This is a genomic window from Bradyrhizobium sp. USDA 241, from assembly GCF_049739505.1.
In the GTDB taxonomy this organism is placed as follows: domain Bacteria; phylum Pseudomonadota; class Alphaproteobacteria; order Rhizobiales; family Xanthobacteraceae; genus Bradyrhizobium; species Bradyrhizobium liaoningense.
Genome location: NZ_JBMGPZ010000005.1, coordinates 2,083,883 through 2,109,001, shown reverse-complemented (window position 1 = coordinate 2,109,001; position 25,119 = coordinate 2,083,883). Strand labels below are relative to the sequence as shown.

21 protein-coding genes are annotated in these 25,119 nt (G+C 65.4%); 11 read left to right on the top strand and 10 right to left on the bottom strand.

The annotated features are described in order from the left end of the window. The first annotated feature begins 167 nt into the window (after nt 1–167). The gene (locus tag ABIF91_RS31910; protein ID WP_424579589.1) at nt 168–1,685 is read left to right on the top strand and encodes an ATP-binding protein; all 1,518 of its coding nucleotides are present in this window, start codon (nt 168–170) and stop codon (nt 1,683–1,685) included. 139 nt (nt 1,686–1,824) lie between these two features. Here the strand turns inward: ABIF91_RS31910 and ABIF91_RS31905 are convergent, their stop codons facing one another. The 4 genes from ABIF91_RS31905 to ABIF91_RS31890 all read right to left on the bottom strand — a co-directional run bounded on the left by ABIF91_RS31905 (nt 1,825) and on the right by ABIF91_RS31890 (nt 6,418). Continuing rightward, nucleotides 1,825–2,124, bottom strand: coding sequence for an acylphosphatase (locus tag ABIF91_RS31905; protein ID WP_035675193.1), 300 nt, complete (start codon nt 2,122–2,124; stop codon nt 1,825–1,827). Beyond that, on the bottom strand, nt 2,121–2,987 hold the full coding sequence (locus ABIF91_RS31900; RefSeq protein ID WP_028177368.1) for an isocitrate lyase/PEP mutase family protein: 867 nt from the start codon (nt 2,985–2,987) through the stop codon (nt 2,121–2,123). Before ABIF91_RS31900 ends, ABIF91_RS31905 begins: the two co-directional genes overlap by 4 nt. 158 nt (nt 2,988–3,145) lie before the next feature. Then, nucleotides 3,146–5,161: an acetyl-CoA carboxylase biotin carboxylase subunit gene (locus ABIF91_RS31895; RefSeq protein ID WP_028177367.1), complete on the bottom strand. Its 2,016-nt coding sequence runs from the start codon at nt 5,159–5,161 to the stop codon at nt 3,146–3,148. 165 nt (nt 5,162–5,326) lie between these two features. Next, the gene (locus tag ABIF91_RS31890) at nt 5,327–6,418 is read right to left on the bottom strand and encodes a zinc-binding metallopeptidase family protein (RefSeq protein WP_028177366.1); all 1,092 of its coding nucleotides are present in this window, start codon (nt 6,416–6,418) and stop codon (nt 5,327–5,329) included. 212 nt (nt 6,419–6,630) lie between these two features. Here ABIF91_RS31890 and ABIF91_RS31885 point away from each other — a divergent pair, with 212 nt between their 5' ends. The 4 genes from ABIF91_RS31885 (at nt 6,631) to ABIF91_RS31870 (ending at nt 12,103) form a co-directional block, all read left to right on the top strand. Next, nucleotides 6,631–9,108, top strand: a complete 2,478-nt coding sequence (locus ABIF91_RS31885; RefSeq protein WP_028177365.1) for a PAS domain-containing hybrid sensor histidine kinase/response regulator — start codon at nt 6,631–6,633, stop codon at nt 9,106–9,108. A 77-nt stretch (nt 9,109–9,185) separates the two neighbouring features. Next, nucleotides 9,186–10,469: an MFS transporter gene (locus ABIF91_RS31880; RefSeq protein ID WP_028177364.1), complete on the top strand. Its 1,284-nt coding sequence runs from the start codon at nt 9,186–9,188 to the stop codon at nt 10,467–10,469. Between the two features lie 26 nt (nt 10,470–10,495). Further along, complete coding sequence (locus tag ABIF91_RS31875) at nt 10,496–11,746, top strand: arsenic transporter (protein WP_028177363.1); 1,251 nt, start codon at nt 10,496–10,498, stop codon at nt 11,744–11,746. 120 nt (nt 11,747–11,866) lie between these two features. After that, entirely contained in the window at nt 11,867–12,103 is a 237-nt protein-coding gene (locus tag ABIF91_RS31870; protein WP_028177362.1) for a hypothetical protein, read from the top strand. A 48-nt stretch (nt 12,104–12,151) separates the two neighbouring features. On the opposite strand, the gene ABIF91_RS31865 is transcribed toward ABIF91_RS31870, so the two are convergent. Continuing rightward, nucleotides 12,152–13,516, bottom strand: a complete 1,365-nt coding sequence (locus ABIF91_RS31865) for an MFS transporter (protein WP_424579588.1) — start codon at nt 13,514–13,516, stop codon at nt 12,152–12,154. A gap of 26 nt (nt 13,517–13,542) precedes the next feature. Next, nucleotides 13,543–14,310, bottom strand: a complete 768-nt coding sequence (locus ABIF91_RS31860; RefSeq protein WP_028177360.1) for a GntR family transcriptional regulator — start codon at nt 14,308–14,310, stop codon at nt 13,543–13,545. A gap of 177 nt (nt 14,311–14,487) precedes the next feature. On the opposite strand from ABIF91_RS31860, the gene ABIF91_RS31855 reads away from it, so the two are divergent. Genes ABIF91_RS31855 through ABIF91_RS31845 form a run of 3 tightly spaced genes read left to right on the top strand, consistent with a single transcriptional unit; the run spans nt 14,488 to nt 17,522 of the window. Continuing rightward, entirely contained in the window at nt 14,488–15,687 is a 1,200-nt protein-coding gene (locus tag ABIF91_RS31855) for a mandelate racemase/muconate lactonizing enzyme family protein (protein WP_424579587.1), read from the top strand. Between the two features lie 12 nt (nt 15,688–15,699). Next, nucleotides 15,700–16,467 carry a glucose 1-dehydrogenase gene (locus ABIF91_RS31850; RefSeq protein WP_028177358.1) on the top strand — a complete coding sequence of 256 codons (768 nt, stop codon included), beginning with the start codon at nt 15,700–15,702 and terminating at the stop codon, nt 16,465–16,467. A gap of 23 nt (nt 16,468–16,490) precedes the next feature. Continuing rightward, nucleotides 16,491–17,522: an L-idonate 5-dehydrogenase gene (locus ABIF91_RS31845; protein WP_424579586.1), complete on the top strand. Its 1,032-nt coding sequence runs from the start codon at nt 16,491–16,493 to the stop codon at nt 17,520–17,522. A gap of 6 nt (nt 17,523–17,528) precedes the next feature. Here the strand turns inward: ABIF91_RS31845 and ABIF91_RS31840 are convergent, their stop codons facing one another. Then, entirely contained in the window at nt 17,529–18,392 is an 864-nt protein-coding gene (locus ABIF91_RS31840; protein WP_028177356.1) for a DUF3280 domain-containing protein, read from the bottom strand. Nucleotides 18,393–18,584: 192 nt separating this feature from the next. Here ABIF91_RS31840 and ABIF91_RS31835 point away from each other — a divergent pair, with 192 nt between their 5' ends. Both ABIF91_RS31835 and ABIF91_RS31830 read left to right on the top strand, forming a co-directional pair. Next, the gene (locus tag ABIF91_RS31835) at nt 18,585–19,967 is read left to right on the top strand and encodes a sensor histidine kinase (protein ID WP_028177355.1); all 1,383 of its coding nucleotides are present in this window, start codon (nt 18,585–18,587) and stop codon (nt 19,965–19,967) included. Further along, a complete protein-coding gene (locus ABIF91_RS31830; protein ID WP_028177354.1) occupies nt 19,964–20,626 on the top strand; it encodes a response regulator in 663 nt (220 codons plus the stop codon). Before ABIF91_RS31835 ends, ABIF91_RS31830 begins: the two co-directional genes overlap by 4 nt. A gap of 24 nt (nt 20,627–20,650) precedes the next feature. On the opposite strand, the gene ABIF91_RS31825 is transcribed toward ABIF91_RS31830, so the two are convergent. Beyond that, complete coding sequence (locus tag ABIF91_RS31825) at nt 20,651–21,634, bottom strand: VOC family protein (RefSeq protein ID WP_424579585.1); 984 nt, start codon at nt 21,632–21,634, stop codon at nt 20,651–20,653. A 147-nt stretch (nt 21,635–21,781) separates the two neighbouring features. On the opposite strand from ABIF91_RS31825, the gene ABIF91_RS31820 reads away from it, so the two are divergent. After that, a complete protein-coding gene (locus ABIF91_RS31820; protein ID WP_028180324.1) occupies nt 21,782–22,573 on the top strand; it encodes a DNA-binding transcriptional regulator in 792 nt (263 codons plus the stop codon). Here ABIF91_RS31820 and ABIF91_RS31815 read toward each other — a convergent pair. Beyond that, the gene (locus ABIF91_RS31815) at nt 22,570–23,748 is read right to left on the bottom strand and encodes a cytochrome P450 (protein WP_028180323.1); all 1,179 of its coding nucleotides are present in this window, start codon (nt 23,746–23,748) and stop codon (nt 22,570–22,572) included. The genes ABIF91_RS31820 and ABIF91_RS31815 overlap by 4 nt on opposite strands. Before the next feature lie 34 nt (nt 23,749–23,782). Beyond that, complete coding sequence (locus ABIF91_RS31810) at nt 23,783–24,970, bottom strand: ABC transporter substrate-binding protein (protein ID WP_244430039.1); 1,188 nt, start codon at nt 24,968–24,970, stop codon at nt 23,783–23,785. Between the last annotated feature and the right edge of the window lie 149 nt (nt 24,971–25,119).

Here is a 25,119-nt window from a genome sequence, read left to right as displayed (position 1 = left end):
CTTTTCGGAAAACCGCTGCGCACTTTTCCGGATCATGCTTTGGCGGCCACCGCGCCTGATCGCCCGGCGGCCTCTGTATTCGGTGCGCGATATTGCCTAAAAATGTCCCATACAACGGGAACAAATCTGCCATGTGCGGCGTTTGTCCCCGTCGAGGCGGGTCCGGAATGTCCGAAAAGTTCAGTCAACAGAGAGACTTGTTCGAGAGCGAGCGCAGTTTCCGGCTGTTGGTTGAGGGAGTCGCCGACTACGCCCTCTACATGCTTGATCCCAGGGGGGTCATCACCAGCTGGAACGTCGGCGGCGAACGCATCAAGGGCTATTCGCCCGAGGAGATCCTCGGCCAGCATTTTTCCCGTTTCTACACCGAGACCGACCGCGCCAATGGCAAGCCCGCGCGGGCGCTCGGTATTGCGCGGGAAAAGGGCCGATATGAGGAGGAAGGCTGGCGCGTCCGAAAGGACGGCACGTTCTTCTGGGCCAGCGTGGTGATCGACCCGATCTACGAGGGCGGCGCGCTGATCGGCTTCGCCAAGATCACGCGCGATATCACCGAGCGCCGCAATTCCCAGCTCAAGCTCGAGGCAATGCAGAAGCAGCTCGCCGAGTCGCAGAAATTCGATGCGCTCGGACAGCTCACCGGCGGCGTTGCCCACGACTTCAACAATCTTCTGATGATCATCAGCGGCAGCCTTCACATCCTGAAGAAGAGCGCGGCCGACGACCCCAAGCTCGAGCGCGCCATGTCCGCGATCGAGACCGCGACCAAACGCGGCGCCGCGCTGACGAACCAGCTCCTCACCTTCGCGCGGCGGCAGAGCGTCAACCCGCAGGCGATCAATTTCGCCGAACGCGTCGCGGCCATCCGCGAGGTGCTCGACGCCGGCGTGGGCAGTTCCGTGCGTCTTGATTTCGACATCGGCTCCGACGCCTGGCCGATCAAGGCCGACGTCTCCGAGCTCGAGACCGCGCTCCTCAACCTCGTCATCAATGCCCGCGACGCGATGCCGGACGGTGGCACGGTGACGATCGGCACGCGCAACGTCGTGCTGAACGAACCTCCCCTCGCCGGCGACTTCGTCGCAATCGACGTCACGGATACCGGGCTCGGAATTCCCTCCGACGTTCTCGACAAGATCTTCGAGCCGTTCTTCACGACCAAGCCGATCGGAAAAGGCACGGGCCTCGGCCTTTCGCAGGTGCACGGCTTCGCTCATCAGGCCGGCGGCACCATAACGGTCGCAAGCGAGCTCGGAAAGGGCACGACATTCACCATCATCCTGCCGCGCGGCACAGATGCGCCGTCGCGCGAGACATCGGGGACGCCTCTCCGCGGCAGCGGCACGGTGCTGCTGGTCGAGGACAATCCCGACGTCGCTCTGGTCAGCATCGGTCTTCTGGAGCAGCTCGGCTATCAAGTGCGCCGGGTCGCCGATGCCGAAGCGGCATTGCGCGAGATCGAGAGCAACGGCGTCGACTTCGTGTTCTCGGACATCGTCATGCCCAGCAAGATGGACGGGCTCAGCCTCGCCCATCGCCTCCGCCAGATCCGCCCCGGCCTGCCGATCCTGCTTGCCACCGGCTACAGCGAGGTCGCCGCCGGCGTGCGCGGCGATTTCCCGATCCTGCGCAAGCCCTATGAGATCCATGAGCTGAGCGAGGCGATCGCCAAGCTGCCAAGGTAAATCTCCCATCGAGAGCTTGGGGCACCTCAGCCTCTAGGTCGTCATGGCCGGGCTTGTCCCGGCCATCCACGCATAAGCACACGGCGCGAAGAACGTGGATGCCCGGGACAGCGCCCGGGCATGACGGTCTTCTCTGAAGCTACGCCGTCGGCAGCACCGAGAACGTCTCCCCTGCCCGGCGCAGATTGAGCTCATCCGCGCTCGCGGTTTCACTGGTGACGCTGTCGACGCGCGAGGAAGGCGGGCCGTGGCGGCACAGCGCGACCATGTCGGCAACGTGCTTCGGCGCGCCGGCGAACAGCGCTTCCACGCTGCCGTCGCGACGGTTGCGGACCCAGCCTTCGAGGCCGCTCGTCGTCGCCTGATACTCGAGCCAGGCCCGATAGCCGACGCCCTGCACGCGTCCGCGGATCATGACCTGGAGAATTGCCCGGCTCACTTGTTCAGTCCGAGGACATCGGCGCTGCGCACCCTGGCCTCGCCTTCGCGCATGACGCGGGCCATCAGCTCCGACGATGCCAAACCCTTGAGGCTTTTCGGCGCCACGCCCTCGCGCAACGCCTTCTGCGTCTCGTAGACTGCGTGCGTCGCGGCGGCGATCGGCGCATGGCCCTGGAGTGCGATGCGTACGCGCCGGCTCGCAAGGTAATCGAGCGCGTTCAATTCGTCCGGCGCACCGCCGAGCACGATCGGAAGGCGCGTGGCAGATGCGAGCGCCTCGAGCTCGGCGCGCGACTTGATGCCGGTGAAGAACAACGCATCGACTCCGGCGGCCTCATAGGCCTTGGCGCGGCGAACAGCATCCTCGATCGAGGTGATCGCGGCGGCGCCCGTCCGGCCCATGATCACCAGCGACGGATCGCTGCGGCCACCAAGCGCCGCCTTCATCTTACCGACGCCTTCCTCGAGCGAGATCAGCTGCGCCTTGGTCTCGCCAAAGGCAGCCGGCAGCAGCGTGTCCTCGATGGTGAGGCCGGCCGCGCCCGCCATCTCCAGCTCCTGCACCGTGCGGCGCACGTTGAGCGCATTGCCGTAGCCGTGATCGGCGTCGACCAGAACGGGGAGTGTTGCGGCGCGCGACATCCGCCGCATCTGCTCGGCAAGCTCGGTGAGCGTGATCAGCGTGATATCGGGATCGCCGAGCACGGCGAGCGAGGCCACTGATCCCCCGAACATGCCGAGCGGAAACCCGAGGTCCTCCGCAATGCGGATCGAGATGGCGTCGTAGACCGAGCCGGGATGGACACAGGTCCCGCCCGACAGGATGGAGCGAAGTTTCTCGCGGCGGGAACGAAAGGCCATGGTTGCCCTCTCATTTGTAGCGACGCAGCCGCAACGTAGTCGATCATTGCGAGCGCAGCGAAGCAATCCAGAGTCGTTCCGCAGAGGCAGTCTGGATTGCTTCGCTGCGCTCGCAATGACGCCGTTCGTGGGGCCGCTGAGAGCCCCACGAAGACGCTTTACGCAAACTCCAGGATCAGCGCGTCCACGGCGAGTGTCGCGCCCGCGCTGGCATGGATCTTCTTCACGGTGCCGTCCTGCTCGGCGCGCAGCACGTTCTGCATCTTCATGGCTTCGACCACCGCCAATGTCTCGCCGGCCTTGACCTCCTGCCCTTCGGTCACCGCGATCGAGACCACGAGGCCAGGCATCGGGCACAGCAGCTTCTTGCCGGTGTCGGAGGCCGTCGTCACCGGCATCAGCCGCGCCGAAGCCGCCTCGGCCTCGGTCCAGACATAGACCGGCACCTCGACGCCCTGATGCGCGAGACGGATGCCGTTGGCGATCGGACGCGCCTGCACCGCGACGAGGTGACCGTCGATGGTGCCCTGCCAGACCGGATCGCCGGGCTTCCACGCCGACTGCAACAGATGCGCATTGCCGGCCTTGCCGTCGGGATCGACGAAGCGGATCGCGATCGCCTCGCCCTCGCGTCCGACCTCGAGCATGATCTCCTGGCGATCGAGCCAGACCGCGCGGCGTCGCTCGCGCCGCACGATGCGGCCGCCCATCTGGCCCGAGATCTGCCGCTTGCGCTCGCCGAGCACGTGATCGATGGCGGCGCCGACCGCGGCGATCCGCCGCGCGACCTCGCCTTCGGGCACGCGCACCGCAAAGCCCTTGGGGAATTCCTCGGCGATGAAGCCGGTCGAGAGCCGTCCCTCGCGCCAGCGCGGATGGTGCATCAGCGCCGACAGAAACGGGATGTTGTGCCTGATGCCGTCGACGTAGAACGAATCCAGCGCAGTGGCCTGAGCCTCGATCGCAGCCGCGCGCGACGGCGCGTGGGTGACAAGCTTGGCGATCATGGGATCGTAGTGGATCGAGATCTCGCCGCCCTCCTGCACGCCGGTGTCGTTGCGGATGGTGATGCCGTCCTTGCTGGCTTCCGCCGGCGGGCGATACTTCACGAGCCGCCCGATCGAGGGCAGGAAGTTGCGGAACGGATCTTCGGCGTAGAGGCGGGATTCCACCGCCCAGCCCGTCAGCGTGACGTCCTTCTGCGCGATGGCGAGCTTCTCGCCAGCGGCGACGCGGATCATCTGCTCGACGAGGTCGATGCCGGTGACGAGTTCCGTGACGGGATGCTCGACCTGGAGACGCGTGTTCATCTCCAGGAAGTAGAAGCTCTTGTCCTGCCCTGCCACGAACTCGACCGTGCCGGCAGAGTCGTAGTTCACGGCCTTGGCCAGCGCGACCGCCTGCTCGCCCATCTTGCGGCGGGTGGCCTCATCGAGCAGCGGCGACGGCGCTTCCTCGATCACCTTCTGGTTGCGGCGTTGGATCGAGCATTCGCGCTCGCCGAGATAGATCACGTTGCCGTGCTTGTCGCCCAGCACCTGGATCTCGATGTGGCGGGGATCGACGATGAACTTCTCGATGAAGACGCGGTCGTCGCCGAACGAGGCCTTCGCTTCCGCTTTTGCCAGCCCAAATCCCTCCTCGACCTCCTGGGTCGAGTAGGCGATCCGCATGCCCTTGCCGCCGCCGCCGGCGGAGGCCTTGATCATCACGGGATAGCCGATCGCGTCGGCGATCTTGACCGCATGCTTAGCGTCCTCGATCACGCCGAGGAAGCCCGGCACAGTCGAGACGTCGGCGTTCGCCGCCGCTTTCTTGGATTCGATCTTGTCGCCCATCGCGGCGATCGCGCCGGGGTTGGGGCCGATGAAGACGAATCCGGCCGCCTCCAGCGCGCGCGGAAACGCCTCGCGCTCGGACAGGAAGCCGTAGCCGGGGTGCACGGCCTGTGCGCCCGTCTTGCGGCAGGCCTCAACGATCTTCTCGATCACCAGATAGCTCTCGGCCGCAGCCGGCGGACCAATCAGCACCGCCTCGTCGGCCATCTCGACATGGAGGGCATCGCGGTCGGCCTCGGAATAGACCGCAACCGTTTGAATTCCCATCTTGCGGGCGGTCTTGATGACCCGGCAGGCGATTTCGCCGCGATTGGCGATCAGAATCCGTTTGAACATGCTTTTCTTGAGTCTCGACCTTGGGCGGGACCCGTCTCCTGGCCGTTGGGGCCTATGGGGACGGGCCGTGTGGCCCCCGTGGTACATCAAAATGGGCCGGAGGCAACGGTCTAAATCCGGGGCCTCCGGCGTGCCAGCGCAAGACCGAAATGGACCCGGCGAGCCCTAGGGACGCCATGCCGCTTCCCGGGGCTTCCCGGCCGTGGCCACGTCCCGGACGAGGCCGTGAACGAAGCCGAGTTTGGCGACCACCGCGGGCGACAGGATAAAGGGATAGAGGTCGCGCAGGCCCATGGCGCGGTTGACGCTGTTCATGGCGAAGGTGAAGGGCAGCCATGCGTTGACCAGCGCCTCGATATCCCTTGCCTCGTAGGGGTTGAAACGGATGCGCGCCGTCAACTCCCCGTCGCGGTCGACCCTGGGGCGCACCTCCATGCCGAACTCGGCGGCCATCTCCAGCGTATCGACGATGTGGAGATAGTGCGCCCAGGTCTCGGCGAAGTCTTCCCAGGGGTGCGTCGTGGCGTAGGCCGAGACGTAGCTCTGCTGCCAGTCCGGCGGCGGGCCTTCGGCATAGTGCCGCTGCAAGGCCTGACCGTAATCGACGGAATCGTCGCCGAACACGGCGCGACATTGGTTCAGCCTGCCGCCGTCCCGCACCAGCACGTCCCAGAAATAGTGTCCGACCTCGTGGCGGAAATGCCCGAGCGGCGTCCGGTAGGGCTCGCCCATTTCGAGCCTGCGCCGCTCGCGCTCGATCTCGTCCGCCTCCTTGAGCGCAATCGTGATCAGGCCGCTGTCGTGGCCAGTCATGACCTTCTGTCCGCTGTTCGGATCGTCGGCAAGGAAATGGAAGATCAGCCCATGCGCGGGATTGTCCTGCCGGGTCTGGAGCGGCAGCTTCCAGCGGATCAGGGAATAGAGTAGACGGTGCTTGGCCACCTCCAGCTCACGCCATCCAGCAAGTTGCGCCGGATCGGAGAGGTTCGGTACCATCCCGTTGTGGCGGCAGGCGCGGCAATAGCCGGTGGTATCGTCTGTGTCCGTCAGCCAGTTGCAGGCATCGTATTCGGCATTCCGGCACAGCATCCGGCCTTCGCGATTGTCGGCCAATGTCCTCCAGGCTTCTCCGTCGGGCTCGATCGCCGACATCGTCTCCTTCTCCGGCATGAAGGCGACACGATGGCCGCAGCGTTCACAGGCACGATTCTCGAAATAGAGAACGTTGCCGCAGGCCTGACAGACGAAGAGCTTCAAGATTTAGCCTCTTTGGAAAGGGATTTTTATGAGAGAGTTGGCACCTCGCGAAGACGCCTCGATCAGCCGATCGTTCCAGTCTCCGGAACAAATTGCCGGACCAGACGTTGCCACCGCGTCGTTCCTCCTCAGGCACGCGCTCCTATTTTCCGATACTTTGCCCTCTAGACAATGGCCATCACGCTCCGTCTGTGTGAATATCGGTTCGGCACGTGCGCACCCGCATCACAACGGCCGATGCCTTGAACGATCCCTTGCCCGAGACCATCGCAGCCGAAAGGCTGCGCCAGCACCTTGAAGACGTCGCGCGCGAGCGCGATAACGCCTATCGCGCGCTGCAGGAGCGCGAGGCCGAGCTGGCGCGCATCCAGCGTATCGGCAAGGTCGGCGGCGTCGAGGTCGATTTCCGCGAAGGCTTCAAGAACCGTCGCTCGCCCGAATATCTGATCATCCACGGACTGCCGCCGGAAGCCGCGGGCGAGACGCACGAGGCCTGGGTCAACCGCATCCATCCCGACGATCGCGACGCGGCCGTCAAGCATTTCTTTGAGGCGCTCGCCGGAACGAGCGAAGACTACAGCGCTGAATACCGCATCATCCGCCCCAGCGACGGCGAGACCCGCTGGATCCGGGTCGTCGCCAAGATCGAGCGCGACAAGGACGGCCGCGCCATCCGCCTGGTCGGCGCCCATATCGACATCACCGACCAGGCGCTGGCGCGCGAGACGCTGCGCGAGAGCGAGGAGCGCTTTCGGCTGATCGCCGACAGCGCGCCGGTGCCGATCTGGGTGACCAAGCTCGACCGCAAGCGGTCCTTCGCCAACCAGGCCTATGTCGATTTCGTCGGCCTGCCCTACGATCAGGCCATCGACTTCGACTGGCGCAAGGTGCTGCATCCCGACGACCTGCCGCACGTGCTCCAGCAATCCGTCCAGGGTGAAGCATCCCTCAAACCCTTCGTGCTGGAAGCGCGTTACAAGAACGCAAGCGGCGAATGGCGGTGGCTTCGATCGGAATCGCAGCCGCGCTGGGACCCGACGGGCAAGCATATCGGCTTCATCGGCGTCGCTCACGACATCACCGTCGCCAAGCAGGCCGAGATCGAGCTCAGGCAGCTCAACGAGACGCTGGAACAGCGCATTGCCGAGCGTACCGCCGAGCTCGAATCCAACGAGGCACGGCTGCGCGCGATCCTGGAGACCAGCAATCAGTATCAGGGCCTGGTCAATCTCAAAGGTGAGCTGGTTTACGCCAACAAGACCGCGCTGGACGGCATCAAGGCACGCTCTTCGGATGTGATCGGAAAGCCGTTCTGGGACACGCCCTGGTTCGCCGGCACAAACGGCATGAGTGCCGCCGTGCGAGAGGCCTTCGACACGGTGCTCAAAGGCGAAGCGGTGCGACTGGAGATGCGCCTGCGCCTTCCCATCGGCGAGCGCGATTTCGATTTCGGCATGCGGCCCGTGCTCGACCGCCATGGCAACATCACCGGTGCGGTGCCCGAGGCGGTCGACGTCACGGAGCGCCGCCGCGGCGAGGAAGCGCTGCGGCAATCGCAGAAGATGGAGGCGATCGGCCAGCTCACCGGCGGCGTCGCGCACGACTTCAACAATCTCCTCACCATCATCCGCTCTGCCACCGACTTCCTGCGCCGCCGCGAGCTGCCGGAGGAACGCCGCCGCCGCTATGTCGACGCCATCTCCGAGACGGTCGAGCGCGCCTCCAAGCTGACGGCACAGCTGCTTGCGTTCGCGCGACGGCAGCCGCTGAAGCCGCAGATCTTCAATGTCGGCAGCCAGGTCGAAGGCGTGGCGCAGCTGGTCCGGCCGCTGGTCGGCGGCCGCATCGAGATCGCCGTGGAAGTTCAGGATCCCGATTGCTTCACCGTGGCCGACATCGGCCAGTTCGAGGCCGCGCTGATCAACCTCGCCATCAACGCCCGTGATGCCATGGATGGCGAAGGCCGCCTCACCATCGCCGTGCGCAAGGTCCAGGGTATCCCTCAGCTGCGCGCACAATCGGCGCGGAGCGGCGATTACGTCGCCATCTCCGTCACCGACACCGGCAGCGGCATCGCGCCAGAGCATCTCGACTCGATCTTCGAACCGTTCTTCACCACCAAGGAGGTCGGCAAGGGCACCGGCCTCGGCCTCAGCCAGGCCTTCGGCTTCGCAAAACAGTCCGAGGGCGACATCGCGGTGACGAGCACGCAAGGCAAAGGCGCGACCTTCACCATCTATCTGCCGCAGGCGCAAAGCCCGGCCACCGAGAAGGAAGCCGCGGCGCTGACCAGCGAGACCGCGACCACCGGGCGCGGCTACCGCGTGCTCGTGGTCGAGGACAACGACGAGGTCGGCCGGTTCTCGACCGAGCTTCTGGAAGACCTCGGCTATGTCGTCCGCCGCGTCGCCAACGCCAACGCGGCACTGGCGATCCTCGGCGAGAACGAATTTGCCGTCGACCTCGTGTTCTCCGACGTCATCATGCCCGGAATGAACGGCGTCGAGCTAGCCGGCATCATCCGGGAGCGCTATCCGGGCCTGCCCGTGGTGCTCACCAGCGGCTACAGCAACGTGCTCGCCGAAAGCGCCCATCGCGGCTTCGAACTGATCCAGAAGCCGTATTCGGTGGAATCGCTGTCGCGCATATTGCGCAAGGCGATCACCGAGAAGCTATCCGGGGTGCGGTGAACACGCCACCTGACCGGAACAACGCTGCCGCGAAATCGGTTTTCGCCGGGGACCTTCCAGCCTGGATCGAGGAATGCATGTCGAGCCAAAACCTTGATCAGGCGAGGCGCGCCGGCCGCGCGCTGGACGCTGCCAATTTCTTTCTCGCCGACGTCCGCGACGGGCTCGGTCCTTATCTCGCGGTCTATCTTCTCACCGAGCAGCATTGGAACGAGGCTCGCATTGGCCTCGTGATGTCGATCGCAACCATCGCCGGCATCGTCGCGCAGACGCCGGCCGGTGCGCTGGTTGACGCCACACGGACGAAGCGGCTGGTGATGGTGGCCGCTGCGATTCTGGTGACACTCGCCTCGCTCTCGCTGCCGTTGTTCCCCGACCTCCTGCCGGTGATAATCTCGCAAGGCATCGCGCAAGCCGCTGCCGTGGTCTTCCCGCCGGCGATCGCCGCTGTCTCGCTTGGCATCTTCGGGCATGCCGCGTTTACCCGGCGCATCGGCCGCAACGAGACCTTCAACCACGCCGGCAACGCTGTCGCGGCGGGCATCGCCGGCCTCTCCGCCTATTGGTTCGGACCGAGCGTCGTTTTCTACCTTCTCGGCGCCATGGCGATCGCGAGCCTCGTCAACATCCTGGCGATCCCCGAACGGGCGATCGACCACGACCTCGCGCGCGGACTGCACCACTCCCGTATCAATGGCGCACCCGAACACCCCTCGGGCCTTGGCGTGCTCCTGACCTGCCGTCCGCTGCTCATATTCGCCATCTGCGTCGTCCTGTTTCACCTCTCCAACGCGGCGATGCTGCCGCTGGTCGGACAAAAGCTCGCGCTCCAGGACAAGAACATCGGTACCAGCCTGATGTCGGCATGCATCGTTGCGGCGCAAGTGGTAATGGTGCCGTTCGCGATGCTGGTCGGCGCACGGGCCGACCGCTGGGGACACAAGCGGTTCTTCCTTGCCGCATTGTTGATCCTGCCGATCCGCGGTGCGCTCTATACGCTCTCCGACAATCCGTTCTGGCTGGTCGGCGTGCAACTGCTGGATGGCGTCGGCGCCGGCATTTTCGGGGCAATCTTTCCCGTCATCGTCGCCGACCTCATGCGCAACACCGGCCGCTTCAACGTCGCACAGGGCGCCGTCATCACGGCCCAGAGCATCGGCGCGGCGCTGTCGACGACACTGGCGGGCCTGGTCGTGGTCGGGGCCGGTTACGGCGCAGCATTCATCACGCTCGGTGCCGTGGCGGCGATCGGTGCGGTGATCTGCCTCCTCGCCTTGCCCGAGACGCGGCAAAGCGACGACGGCGATCCGCGCCCGCGGGGGAAGACAGCGGCGCCAGCATCGGTTATCGCTGCCGAATGAATCCATTCCCATTCGAGAACTGAACCTTGCCGTCTAACGCCCTCTGGACCTGGAGCATCATCGTCGTCGCGACCGCAGGCGTCATCGTCCGGCCCTTTCGCCTGCCCGAGGCGGTCTGGGCGGTGATCGGCGCCGGCGCGCTGCTGCTGTTTGGTTTGCTGCCATGGCCGGATGCGTTGACAGGTATCGAGAAAGGCGTCGACGTCTATCTCTTCCTGATCGGCATGATGCTGATCGCAGAGCTGGCGAGGCTCGAAGGCCTGTTCGATTATCTCGCCGCGCTTGCGGTGGAGTATGCACGTGGCTCCCCGCAGCGGCTCTTCCTGCTGATCTACCTCGTCGGCACGCTCGTCACCGTGCTGCTCTCCAACGATGCCACCGCGATCGTGCTGACACCGGCCGTCTATGCCGCGACGCGCGCGGCCGGCGCAAAGCCTCTGCCCTATCTGTTCGTCTGCGCCTTCATTGCCAATGCCGCAAGCTTCGTGCTGCCGATCTCAAATCCGGCCAATCTCGTCGTGTTCGGCGCGCGCATGCCTGAGCTCACCGAATGGCTGCGCCTGTTCGCGCTGCCCTCGGCGGCCTCGATCCTGCTCACTTACGTGGTCCTGCGCCTGAGCCAGCATCGCGCGCTCAAGGAGGAAACGATCGCCCGCAGCGCGCCGCATCCGAAGCTTGGACGCGGCGGCAAGCTCACGGCAATAGGCATCGTCGCGATCGGCGTCGTGCTGGTCACCGCGTCGGCGCTGGACCGGCAACTGGGCCTGCCGACCTTCATCTGCGGCGTCGCGACGGCGGCGATCGTGCTGCTGATCAACCGGCAATCGCCCTTGCCCGTGCTGCGCGGTGTCTCCTGGAGCGTGCTGCCGCTGGTCGGCGGGCTCTTTGTCATGGTGGAAGCGCTGGTGAAGACCGGCGTCATCGCGCAGCTGAGCGCGCTGCTGCACCAGGCGGTCGCGCAATCGGTGCCCCAGGCGGCCTGGAGCGTCGGCATCGCCACCGCGCTCGCGGACAACATCGCCAACAACCTTCCGGTCGGGCTCGTCGCCGGCTCGGTCGCCGCCAGCGATCATCTGCCCGCACCTGTTGTCAGCGCCATCCTGATCGGCGTCGATCTCGGCCCCAATCTGTCGGTGACCGGATCGCTCGCCACCATCCTCTGGCTGGTCGCGCTCAGGCGGGAAAAGATCGAGGTCGGCGCCTGGCCGTTCCTCAAGCTCGGTCTGCTGGTGACGCCGCCTGCCTTGATCGGTGCACTGGCGGCTGCCATCAGGTAGCGGCAAAGGGCGCCGACTAATGAGTACAGTCGTTTGCGGTGCATCAATGCCGGCGGAGCGGCGGCAGCTAAAGTTTACTTGTCGCGTGCTCCAGACAGGCCGCGGCAAGGAAGGTTGATCATGCAGATTCGATCAAAGTCGCTGCCGCAGAGCTTCTCGCTGCGTCGCGGAATTCAGAGCTTCATTGCGCCCGGCAAAGGCCGCGCGGAGACGTCCCATCCCCTGCTCGTCTTCTCCGTCGTGGTGCTGCTGGCCTTGTTCGCCATCCTGGAGATCGACGTGCACACGGCCCAGCTTCAGGCCATCGGCCTGCTCGGCCATGGCACAGGGATCGATCCCGTGTTCCTGAGCCCGTAGCGGGAGGAGCCCGATCGCGGCCACAACGGGCCGCGATCGGATGACACGTCAGTCGTTCTCGTAGCCGTAAACTTCCGGCAGGATGAAGATCGCGGCGAGCAATCCGATCAGCGGGAAAATTGCCACGAACAGCGTGGCGTTGGCCTGCCCGATCGCCGCGAACAGCGACGGGAACAGGAAGATCGCCAGGAACGACAGCAGCTTGACGAACATGTAGGCGAAGCCGCTGGCGGTGCCGCGATATCTCGGCTTGGCGACCATGGTCGGGATCGTCATGCAGTTCGACGCATCCCAATAATGGCCCCACAGCATGGCGGCGGCCGCGAACGGCAGCAGTATCTTGTTGTCGGTGTAGAGCGCGAAGGCCGCGACCAGAAGCGAAACCAGGACGATGCCGAAACCAGCAATGGCGATACCGCGATGGCCAATCTTCGGCGTCAGCAGCGGACCGACCCAGCCGGACAACGCGGCGAAGCAGAACAGTCCCATCGTCACCAGGTTATTGCCGAGCACGCTCGACACGCCGACCATCACGAACAGCACCGGCAGGTAGAACGCGAAGGTCGAGAATTCGCTGCCTTGCGCGAAGCAGGCGATCCAGCCGTAGATCGTCGCACGCCAGCGGATCGGGTCCTTCTTGAGGTCGGCGAGGAACGCGCGGGTCGAGACCTTCGGCACCTGGACGTCCCGGTCCGGCAGCATGTCGAGATTGTCGTTGAACATCTCGCGCGCGACCTGCTTGGCCTCGCGGTAACGCCCCTTCTGCACCAGCCACACCGCCGTCTCGGGCACGTCGTGGCGCATGATCAGGATGATCAACGCCGGCACTGCGCCAAGACCCAGTGTCACGCGCCACAGCATCTCGTGGTTCATGTCGATCAGGAGGAAGATCACGATGACGCCGATGGTCAGAACCTCGCCGACGGCGAACATGAATTGCCAGCGGTTGCCCATGACCTCGCGCTCGCCCTTGGCCATGGATTCCATGATGTAGGTGTAGCCGGTCGAGATGTCGGAGCCGAGCGGGATGCCGAGCAGGAAGCGGATCACGACGAGCCAGGCGACGTCAGGCACGAAGGCCTGCGCCAGCGCCAGCACGATGAACATCACCATCGTCACCAGGAACATGACGCGGCGGCCGATCTTGTCGGACAGCCAGCCGCCGAGCAGCGCGCCGATCAGGGCGCCGCCTTGCGTGCCGGCCGCCGCAAGGCCCAGCATCAGCGGATCCGGATTGTACTGCTCCTTGATGAAGATCAGCACGAAGGCGATCGAATAGAGGTCCCAGGCCTCGACCAGGATCGAGGCCATCATCAGCCAGCCGACCTTGTTGCCCTTGGGGCTGTAGTTCGTGATGAGGTAGCGGACCGCGGCCTCGCTCGCGGTCGGATGTGGCATCGCCATCGTTGACATTTTCTTGGTCCTCTCTTCGAAACTTTCTACGCGCCGAGCAGCGGCTCGATGCTGCAATCGAGCAGGCGCGGATCGATCCCCGCCTCCATGCCCGTGAACATCAAGTCCATGTAGTCGATCAGGGCATCGCTCGCCTTCACCGCATCCTCGACGCGGCGGTTGGCGACGGCTGCAAGAATGGCGAGATGATGATCGATCGTGCCCGACAGGTCCGCCTGCCCCGGCATGAAGCGGTGGTGGATATAGCCGATGCGCCGATACAGCGTATGCAGTGGCCGCATCGTATGCACCAGGAACGGCTCGCCGGCCGCCTCTAGCACCAGCGCGTCGATGCGGCGGTCGATATTGTTGAATTCGTCGAGGGTCAGGCTGGCGCGGCGCTCGCGCAGGACACGCTCGATGTGCAGCGCCTGATTGCGATGCGAGAGGCTGGCGCGATCGGCGGCGAGGCGGATCACGAAGCGCTCCATGTCGCGGCGCAGGCCGAGCAGCATGCGCTCGCGCGCCAGATCGATCGGCGCGATGTGCAGACCGTGACGGGGCCGGATGATGATCAGGGTATCCGCCGAGAGGCGATTGACGGCGTGATGCACCGGTGTGCGCCCGAAGCCGGTGATGTGCTGCAATTCCAGCATCGTCATGAATTGTCCGGGCTTGAGCTCGCAATGAACGAGGAGCTCTTCGATCTTCTGGTAGGCCAGCTCGAAGAAATTGAGCCGGTTGCGCCGCGAGGGCTTGCCCTCGCCGTCGTCGTCGTTTCTCACCACCTCGAGTGCGCGCTTGCGCTTTGCCATGTCGTTCTCTCCCGTCGGCCCGCGCTCTCGTTGCTGGATGGCGCCCTGTTTGTTCGAGCCTTAAAACATGTTGTGATATATTACAAGCAGGCGTAAGACTCCCGCGCGACCTGCAACATGTTGCAGTGCAAAATGAGACTACGGACGCGCGACGTCTGTAATGGGAGGACAATTGCCGTGAAGATCACATCGATCGAGACGCTGCGTACCGAGGAATTTTCAAACGTCATCTGGGTCCGCGTTCACACCGACACGGGTGTGATCGGGCTCGGCGAAACGTTCTACGGCGCGGGCGCGGTCGAGGCGCAGATCCACGACACCTTTGCCGGCCGCCTGCTCGGTCGCAATCCCCTGCATATCGAAGCCATCCACCGCGACATGCTGAACCTGCCGATGGCGCAGTCCTCGACCGGTGTCGAATATCGCGCCGCCTCGGCGATCGACATCGCGCTGTGGGATCTGTTCGGCAAGGTCTGCGGCCAGCCGGTGCACCAGATGCTCGGCGGCCTCTGCCGCGACAAGCAGCACATCTACAACACCTGCGCCGGCACGCAATATGTCCGCTCGACCAATATCAGCCCGGTCGCGAACTGGAACCTCGGCGCCTCCAAGGGACCTTACGAAGATCTCGACGGTTTCATGCATCGCGCCGACGCGCTCGCCGAGAGCCTTCTGGAAAGCGGCATCTCCGCCATGAAGATCTGGCCGTTCGATCCGGCCGCGCAGGAGAACAAGGGCCTCTACATCACCGCCGCGCAAATGAAGCAGGCCATCGAGCCTTTCGAGAAGATCCGCAAGGCGGTCGGCGACAGGATGGAGATCATGGTCGAGCTCCACTCGCTATGGAACCTGCCGACCGCCAAGCAGATCGCACGCGCGCTCGAGCCCTACAAGCCGACCTGGTACGAGGACCCGATCCGCATGAACTCGCCGCAGGCGCTGGCCGAGTATGCGCGCTCGACCGACGTCTGGGTCTGCGCCAGCGAGACGCTGGGCTCGCGCTTCCCCTACAAGGACATGCTCGACCGCGACGCCATGCACGTGGTGATGGCGGATCTGTGCTGGACCGGCGGCCTCACCGAGGGCCGCAAGATCGCGGCGATGGCCGAGACCTATCACCGGCCCTTCGCACCGCACGATTGCATCGGCCCGATCGGCTTCATCGCCGCCATCCACATGTCGTTCAGCCAGCCCAATACGCTGATTCAGGAATCGGTGCGCGCCTTCTACAAGGGCTGGTACAATGAGCTCGTCACCACGATGCCTGTTATCAAGGACGGTTACGTCTATCCGATGGAAGGACCTGGCCTCGGCGTCGACCTCCTGCCTGATGTCTTCGACCGCTCCGATCTCACCGTGCGCCGCTCCAACGTCTGAGGACTTCCCGAGATGAGCACTTCCCTTTTCGATCTTTCCGGCCGCACCGCACTCGTGACCGGCTCCTCCCGCGGCCTCGGCCGTGCCATCGCCGAGGGCATGGCCAGGGCCGGCGCCAGGATCATCGTCAACGGGGTCGATCCCCAGCGCGTCGAGCAGGCCGTCGCCGAGTTTCGGGCCGCAGGGCATCAAGCTGAAGGCGCCGCGTTCAACGTCACCGACGAGCCTGCCATCGTCGCCGCCTTCGAGCGCTTCGATCGCGAAGGGCTCGCCGCCGACATCCTCGTCAACAATGCCGGCATCCAGCACCGCAAACCGCTGGTGGAATTCACCACCGACGAGTGGCGCAAGGTGATCGAGACCAATCTCACCAGCGCCTTCGTGATCGGCCGCGAGGCGGCCAAGCGCATGATCCCGCGCAAGCACGGCAAGATCATCAACATCGGCTCGCTCGGCAGCGAGCTCGCGCGTCCCACCATCGCGCCCTACACCGCGGCCAAGGGCGGCATCAAGAACCTGACCCGCTCGATGGCGGTGGAATGGGCCCAGCACGGCATCCAGGCCAATGCGATCGGCCCCGGCTACATGCTGACCGACATGAACGAGGCGCTGGTCAACAACGCCGACTTCAACAACTGGCTGATGGGCCGCATCCCCTCGAAGCGCTGGGGCAAGCCGGACGAGCTGGTGGGCGCGGCGATCTTCCTCGCCTCGGACGCCTCGACTTATGTCAATGGTCAGATCATCTATGTCGATGGCGGCATGATCGCCGCGATGTAATCGCGAAGTCTAGGGAGCAAGCCATGCGCGCCGTCGTCATCCACGCACCGAAGGACCTGCGGATCGACCTGTATCCCGATCCGGCGCCCGGTCCGGGCGAAGTCCGCGTCAAGATCGCCAATGGCGGCATCTGCGGCTCGGACCTGCATTATTACCATCACGGCAGTTTCGGCGTCGTCCGCATTCAGCAGCCGATGGCGCTGGGGCATGAAATTGCCGGCGTGGTTGCGGCGGTCGGTGACGGCGTCAGCAGCGTGAAGCCCGGTACCCGCGTTGCAGTCAACCCGAGCAAGCCGTGCGGGGTGTGCCTGCATTGCCAGGAGGGCATGCGTAACCAGTGCCTCGACATGCGTTTCCTCGGCAGCGCGATGCGCTTTCCCCACGTGCAGGGCGGCTTTCGCGAATTCATCACGATCGATGCGACGCAGGCCGTGCCGATCGCGGACAAGCTCTCGCTCGCCGAAGCCGCGGTCGCCGAGCCGCTCGCGGTCTGCCTGCATGCCGGCAAGCAGGCCGGTCCCCTGCTCGGCAAGCGCGTCCTGATCACCGGCTGCGGTCCGATCGGTGCGTTGATGATTCTGGTCGCGCGCTTCGGCGGCGCGGCCGAGATCGTGGTGACCGATGTCGCGGACGCACCGCTCGCGGTCGCCAGGAAGCTCGGCGCCACGCACGCCATCAACGTCGCGACCGACGCTGCCGCGCTCGATCCCTGGCGCGCCGGCAAGGGCGTGTTCGACACGCTGTTCGAGGCCTCCGGCAATCAGGCGGCGCTGCGCACCGCGCTCGACGTGCTCAGGCCGGGCGCGACGCTGGTGCAGCTCGGCCTCGGCGGCGAGATGACGCTGCCGATCAACGCCATCGTCGCCAACGAATTGCAGCTCCGCGGCACCTTCCGCTTCGACCCCGAGTTCGAGCTGGCGGTGCGCCTGATGGGCGAAGGCCTGATCGACGTGAAGCCGCTGATCACGGCCACCATGCCGTTCGAGAACGCGGTCGCCGCCTTCGAGCTTGCCAGCGACCGCACGCAGTCGATGAAGGTGCAGCTGACGTTCTGAACCGCGCTACTGGCTCTCGATCAGCCGGTCGCTGACCAGCCGTACGGCCCCGCGCTTCCAGGAATAGTCCGCGCCCATGCGCAGGCCGCTGTCACCACGCGTCAGCACCGTGCCGGTCCTGGCGTCGCGCACCCGGAAGCCGAGCGTGTATTCGGTGCGGCTCACCCGCCGCACCACGCCGATCAGCGACTGATCCGCGCCGAGCTCTTTCGCGATCGCCGCCTCGCAACCGCCGCAATCGCGCAAGGCCCGCCCCTTCTCCGCCTCGCCGCGCGCGCCGCTGATGTCGACGATGCGGTAGCGGCCGGATTGGCCCAGCGCCTCGCGCACGCCGCCGGTCACCTCGGCCATGTATGACGCGTCCGATGCTGCCGATGTGCCGGCCGAGGCGGTCGTATCCTCGAGCTCGAAATCGAACACGGCGAGCGCAACCGGCGCGGGCGTCGCGAGCGCAGCCATGATCTCGCGGGAGACGAAAATCTCGGCGCGCTCCCAGGATTCATCATTGTCGCCGCGGAAGCTGTAGAGCTTGTCCATCACGAGCTTCTTGGCGCCGATTTCGATCACGGCGATCTTGGCCCATTGCACCAGCGTGCTCGTCTTCTGGATGCCGCCGATCACCTTGAACGCCGCGCCGTCCTGCGCGGACGGAACCAGCCGATAGCGCGGATCCGCACCGATGTCCCTTCGAAGCGCGGCCATGAACGCTGCCAGCCGCCGCTCGTGGGCGGCGGTCTGGTCGGCTGGCTCGGCCGAGGTATCGGTGTAGCTGAAATCGTCCATGGCTACGCCAATGGCGTCCGCGGCATCGGCCCGCGAGCTAGAGAGGACGCAGAGGAGAAAGACGAGAATCAGCCGGGAGCGGTGCATGAACGGGCCTCATCGATGGAGCGGCCCGCAAAACTGGACGGGTCGCCTGACGCCATGCAGCCGTAACCGTCCCGACGAATGCCGGGAAAATTTCACGACGTTGCACCGCGGTAAGGCGGGAACGCTTCCCGCCGCCTGCGTTCTGCCCTTTAATGCGGGAGCGACAAATCCGTTCGCACCAGGTGTCCGCCGATGTGGAATCGCCCGAGGTTCGATCTCAAGATCCGTCTGACGCTGCGCGTGGCCGCGATATCGGCTGCCTGCTTCGCCGCGATTTCCGCCTATTTCCTCGTGACGGCCGACCGCGCCGCGTATGCGCGCATCGACGGTATCGCCGCCATCGTGGCGAAGTCGCTGGAGCTGCAACAGGGCAAGGTCCAGTGGGTGGCCAGCTCGCGTTCGGACTTTCCGAATCTCGATCCTGTTTCTGCCTATGTGATGACGCCCGGCCTGTGTCTGGCATTCCGCGGCACGAGCGGCGACATCCTCCAGCGCTTCTGTAGCGGCGCGCCTGCCCCGGCGAGCCCGCCGCCGCAGGCCTTCACCGCCTTCTACCGCAGCCTGTTCAACCCCGGCCGCGAGGCGGCACGGCCCGTGATCGTGCGCGGAACGAAGCTCGGTGAGACCGTGGTCTCGGTCGATGCGGCCGTGCAGACGGCCGAGGCCTGGCACGAGGCCGGCCGCCTGATGATCGCGCTTGCGATCGCGCTGCCGCTGCTCTGCGCGCTGGTCTATGCCGCGCTGGCCCGCGCCCTGCGCCCCACCCGCATGATCGGCAACGGTCTCGAGCGCATCGCTGCCGGCGATCTTACGACGCGGCTGCCGCCATTCGACCTCGCCGAGCTCTCCGCCATCCGGGACGTCTTCAACCATCTCGCCGAAAGCCTCGACACCGCGCTTGCCGAACGCAACGAGCTGACGCGGAAGCTGATCGCGCTCCAGGATGACGAGCGCCGCCATCTCGCGCGCGAGCTGCATGACGAGTTCGGCCAGTCGCTCGCCGCCATCCGCGCGCTTGCCGCGTCCGCCCGCCAGACTGCGGCGCAGGACTGTCCCGCCTTGCTCGGAGAGTGCGACGGCATTGCCCGGACCGCGACCGGCATGATGGAGACGCTGCGGGGCGCGCTGTTCCGGTTGCGGCCGCCCGATGTCGACGAGCTCGGCCTCGTCGCGAGCCTCGAAGGACTGGTGTCGGGGTGGAACGGCCGCAGCCGCGGCCAGCCCCGCTTCGATATCCGGTTCGACGGTGCCTTCGAGAGCGTGCCTGCCTCGGTCAGCGCCAATCTCTACCGCATCGTGCAGGAGGCGCTCACCAATGCGGCCAAGCACGCCGGCGCAACGAAGGTCAGCCTGCATCTGACGATGGCCAACGATGAGATCGCGCTCGCGATCGAGGACGACGGCCGGCCGAACGAGGCTGCCGCCAAATCCGGCATGGGCCTGCTCGGCATGCGCGAGCGCGTCGCCGCGCTGCGCGGACGGCTGAGCTTCGAGACCGGCCCTCACGGCTCGGCGCTGCGCGTGTTCATTCCACTCGCGGCCGCCGATCGGCAGGCGCTGGAGCACGCGGCATGAGCGCGGCCGACGCCACCATTCTGCTGGTGGACGACCATTCCGTCGTCCGCGAGGGCTACCGCTCGGTGCTCCAGAAGCAGCCAGGCTTGCGCGTCGTCGCCGAGGCAGCCGATGGTGAGGAGGCCTATCGTCTCTACAAATCCGAGGCGCCCGACCTCGTCATCATGGACCTCACCATGCCCGGCATCGGCGGCATCGAGGCCGTCAGGCGGATCAGACAGTGGGACAAGACGGCACGGATCCTCATCTTCACCATGCACGAGAATGCCGGCTTTGCCGTGCAGGCGATCCGCGCCGGTGCGAGGGGTTACGTCACCAAGACCAGCCCGCCCGAGACGCTGGTGCGCGCGGTCAAGGACGTGCTCGCCGGCAAGATCGCCATCAGCCCCGATATCGACCACGAGCTTGCGCTCAGCCGCATCAGTGGCGAGAGCTCGGCCGCCGATGTGCTGACGCCGCGCGAATTCGAGGTGCTGCGGCTGCTGCTCGCCGAGAACACGACCGAGGAGATCGCCGAGACGCTGCATGTCAGCCCGAAGACGGTGGCGAACCTGCATTCCCTGATCAAGGACAAGCTCGGCGTCGGCTCCGACATCGAGCTGGTCCGCCTGGCGCTGCGCCAGGGAATCTTGACCGAGGTCGATCTCGGCGAGACCTGAGCTGCGCCGCGGCGTGGCCGCAGATCATTCACGCGCGATCACCGAATCCAGCCATGCGCAGTTGAGCGGCGGCACGCGGGGGTCGGCGACGCGCACGCCGCGCGCGGCCGCATCTAGTCGCATGTCGCGCAAGCGCTTGCGCTGCTCCTCGGGCATATGGAGCCGCTCGTGGCTCCATAGCGAGGGCCCGTCAAAGGTCTCGTGCGGCTGCCAGGTCTCGGGATCCATGACGCGCGCGCCCCAGCCGTATTCGATGAAGAAGCCGGACGGCGTATTTACGTAGAACGAGGTCATGTGGTCATTGGTGTGCCGGCCCAGTGTGTAGGCGATACGCCCCTCGTCCATCTGCGCGAGGTCGTAGCCCTGCCCGACATCATCGAGACTGCCGAGCTCGACCATGAAGTGATGCATCGCCTTCCGCCCCGAGCCGACCATCGCAAAGGAGTGGTGGCGGCCATTGACGTGGAAGAAATAAAGCCCGTAAGGCTTCAGCCCGAAATCGGAGACGTGAAAGCCGAGCACGTCGCGATAAAACGGCAACAGCGGCTCGACATCCTCCACATTGAGCACGACGTGCCCCATGCCGAGCGCCCCGGTGCGGAAGCCCGAGATCGGGCGGCCCGGCCTGAAGGGCTCGCTCGCAAGCTCCGGCTTGCAAAACGCTTCCAGCCGGTTGCCGGCGGGATCGGCAAACGTGATCAGCTCGGCGACATGCCGCTCGTCAGCGAGCGCGCGCGAGCCCCGGACCACCTTGATGCCATGGCCTTCCAGCCGTCCTGCCAACCGGTCCAGTTCGTCAGTCGACGGAACTTCCCAGCCCATCACCGCAAGGCCGGCATCGCTGCTGCCGTCCACGATCAGCCGCTGCTTGCGGTCGTCCATGCGGAAGGCGCGCATCCTGCCGCCGCGATCGACCTGCTGCATGCCGAGCAGCCCGGTCGCCATCTGGCCCCACTGGTCGAGCTGGGATGAACTGATCCCGATATAGCCGAGCGCTGTGATTTCCATCGACGTCCTCCCGAAGGCATCGCGATCGCCGCACTGCGGCGAGCTTGATACCGGCCGCGCGCGACCCTACGGTGGCGTTCCGCAATCGCTTCGCGTTCGCAACGACGATAGCCGCGCCGCGATGTGCCACAAGGGAGGAAATACGAAGTGTCCAAGGAGCGGACGCGGAACGGCCAGCCTCGGCAGTCCGAGGGCGTCCGCGCCTTCAAGCGCGGGCTCGACGTGCTGCACGAGGTCAACCGCTCCGGCGGCATCCGCGCCGGCGACGTCGCCCGCGCGCTCGACCTGCCACGACCCACCGTCTACCGCCTCCTCGAAACGCTGGAGGAACTCGGCTATATCGCCCGCAGCGCCAGCGACGACCGATTTCGAGTCACCCGGCGCGCGCTGAGCCTTGGCGACGGCTATGATCCCGGCGTGGTGATCTGCCAGGCGGCGGCGCCTTATCTCGCCGATCTCAGCAAGAAACTGGTCTGGCCGGTCGATCTCTCCACCTATGAGAACGCGGCGATGGTGGTTCAGGAGACCACACACTCTCGCAGCCCGCTCTCGATTGACCGCGGCATGATCGGCAAGCGCCTGCCGATGCTGCGCACGTCCGCAGGCCGCGCCTATCTCGCCGCCTGCCCTGCGCGCGAACGCGATCTGATCGTGACCCATCTGCGCCGGATCGATGAGGCCGACGACCGCCCCTTCCTCGAGGCTGGCCGCCTCGACCGCATGATCGCCGAGACGCAGGCCCGCGGCTACGCCATTCGCAGCGAGGGCGAATACAATCCAAAAACCGCTTCGATCGCAGTCCCCATCGTCCGCGACGGCGCCGTATTCGGCTGCATCTCCATCATCTGGATTCGATCGGCACTTGGAACAGAAGATGCGATCTCACAATTCGTGTCATTGATGAGCGAAACCGCTGCCGCAATTCCAGTCAGTCCCTAGGAGACGCGAACCGGCAGCGAAGCAAGCCCGCGCAGGACGTTATTAAGTGCCCGCACGGGCTCACCGATATCAAAGCGCGCAACTTTCTCCACCAGCGCCTCCAAAAGCGCCGTCATTTCCAGCCGGGCCAAGTGCAGGCCGGCGCACATATGCGTGCCGTTGCCGAAACCGAGATGATCGCTGGCGCGGCGACGCACGTCGAAGCGCTCCGGATCCTGCCATTTCCGTTCGTCGCGGTTGGCCGACGCATAGAGCAGCAGGACCCGGCTTCCGGCGGGGATGACGGCGTCGCCGATCGTTGCGTCGGCGGTCAAGTGACGCGTGAATCCGCGGAGCGGCGATTCAAGCCGCAACGCCTCGTTGATCGCATTCGGGATCAGCGCGGGGTCCTGGCGCACCAGGTCCCATTGATCGGGATGCTGCCCAAACAGTAGGATCAGGTTCGCTGTGGCAAAGATCGTGGTGTCGAGGCTCGGCCCGAGATAATCGCGCATCAGGACCGGACAGCGTTCCGGCTCGACCTCGCCGCGATCACCGGCGTCGAAAATCCGTTGGCCCCAGCTGCCCGGTCGCAGTCGCTCGCGGATCGCAACGCTCCCGAGATACCCCCGCATCTCCTGAACGTCCTTCATGGCCGTGCAGCCACGCTCGTTCATGGTGCCAAGGACGTTGAACGTCGCTGACGCCCAACGCAGCATACTGCTCCGACCGTAGTCCTCGAGCCCGACGAGCTTGGAGACGATGGTCAGCGGCAGGTGCCGCGCCAGATCCGCCACCGCGTCGAACCGTCCGCGTCTCACGAGGTCGTCGACCAGTTGTCTCGCTTCCGCGCGAATCCGGGGACCGATGTCCTCCAGCGCTCGCGGCAGCAACGGCGCCGCGATGATCGCCCGCAACCGGTCATGCAGCGGGGCGTCGCTTGCAAGCGTTGTGCCCTTCGACATTTCATTGACCACCTCGTTGGCGGCAACGCCTTCGGCCGACGAGAACAAGCCGGGATTGCGCAATGCCGCGCGGACGTCCTCGAAGCGGCTCAGTGCGTAGAGGCTGTTGCGCGGCAGCCAGACCGCAGCGCCCAGTTCACGCAGCGCACGATAGTGGGGATAGGGATTGCGCAGGACCTCGTCGTCGTAGAGATCGACGTCGTAGGCAGGGCAGTTCGTGACGGTGGGCATCGTCCCCGGCTCCTTCAAATCATGACGATCCGCCTCAGCGCACGGCAATCCACTCGCCGTTTTCGAGTTTGCCAAGCATGAGCGCGGTCTGGTCGAGCCCGGTGTGATCGTTGGAGCCGTAGCTATAGACGCCGCGCGAGCCGGCGACGCCCCTGAGACCCTCGATCGCGCTACGCAGCGCTTCCCGAAACTCAGCCGTGCCCGGCTCTGCGACCTTCAGCGCAGCCGGCACCGCCTGCTCGATCAGGATCAGCGCATCATAGGCGGAGCCGGCAAAGATGTTGCGGCTGCCGGGGCCGAACTTGGCCTCGTAACGTTGAATGAACTCGAGCGCAGCCTTCTTCGCGGGATAGTCGTCCGGGAAGGACGCTGCGCCGACCGCCGGGCTCAGCGGCACCAAAATGCCGTTGCCTTGCACGCCGGTCAGCTTGCGAAAGTCGCCGAAAGTCGCGCCGAGCGTGCCGTAGACCTGCCCCGCAAATCCCTTCTCGCGCAGTTGCAGCAGCGGAAGGGCCGCCGGCGCCCCGGATGCTGCAATCAACACCGCATCGGGCCCCGCCGCGATGATCTTCAGGATTTGACCGACCACCGTAGTATCCGTTCGCGCATACTTCTCATCGGCGACAAGCTCGATGCCAGCGGCTGCACACATATCCGCACTGACCTTGCTCCAGGCGTCGCCATAGGAGTCGCCGAAGCCGATCAGCGCCAGCTTCTTGACCCCGGTCTTCTTCATGTTGGCAAAGAGCGGCGTGGCTTCGTGATCGTCATTGGTCGTGGTTTTGAAGATCCAGCGACGCCGTGCGTCGACCGGCGCAACCAGCGCATTGACCGGGGCGAGCGTGATCACCGGCAGCTTGTATTCGACCGCAGGGTCGATCGCGGCGAACGAGCCCGGCGTGGTGGTCGGACCGACCAGGATATCTATGCTGCTTTCCTGAAACAGCTTGCGCAGCGCAGCCACCGCGGCCGTGCTGTCGGAAGCCTCGTCGAGGAAGAGATAGTCGACCTTCCTGCCCGCGATTTCGGCAGGACCAAAAGCGGTACCATTACGCTCGGCATTGCCGATTGCGGCCGCCGGCCCCGTGGCAGACAGGATGATCCCGACTTTGATATTGGCCGCGAAAGCTGGTGACGCCAGCATTTGCAGCGCAACGCATACGCCTAGCACGGCTCGCAGCATCGCCATTCCTCCCATCGCCTGCCCGAAGGCAGTCTGCATTTTACTTCCTTTTCTCTTTCCCTAGCCAAACGCTGCCGCCGCGCGTAGCGCCATCACGGAGGTGTCCGGCTGGTGGACAGCCGCAAAGGACCAGCCCAACATGCCCGTCCGCTGGGCGGACACTTGGCGCGGCGGCGTTGAAGGGGTGG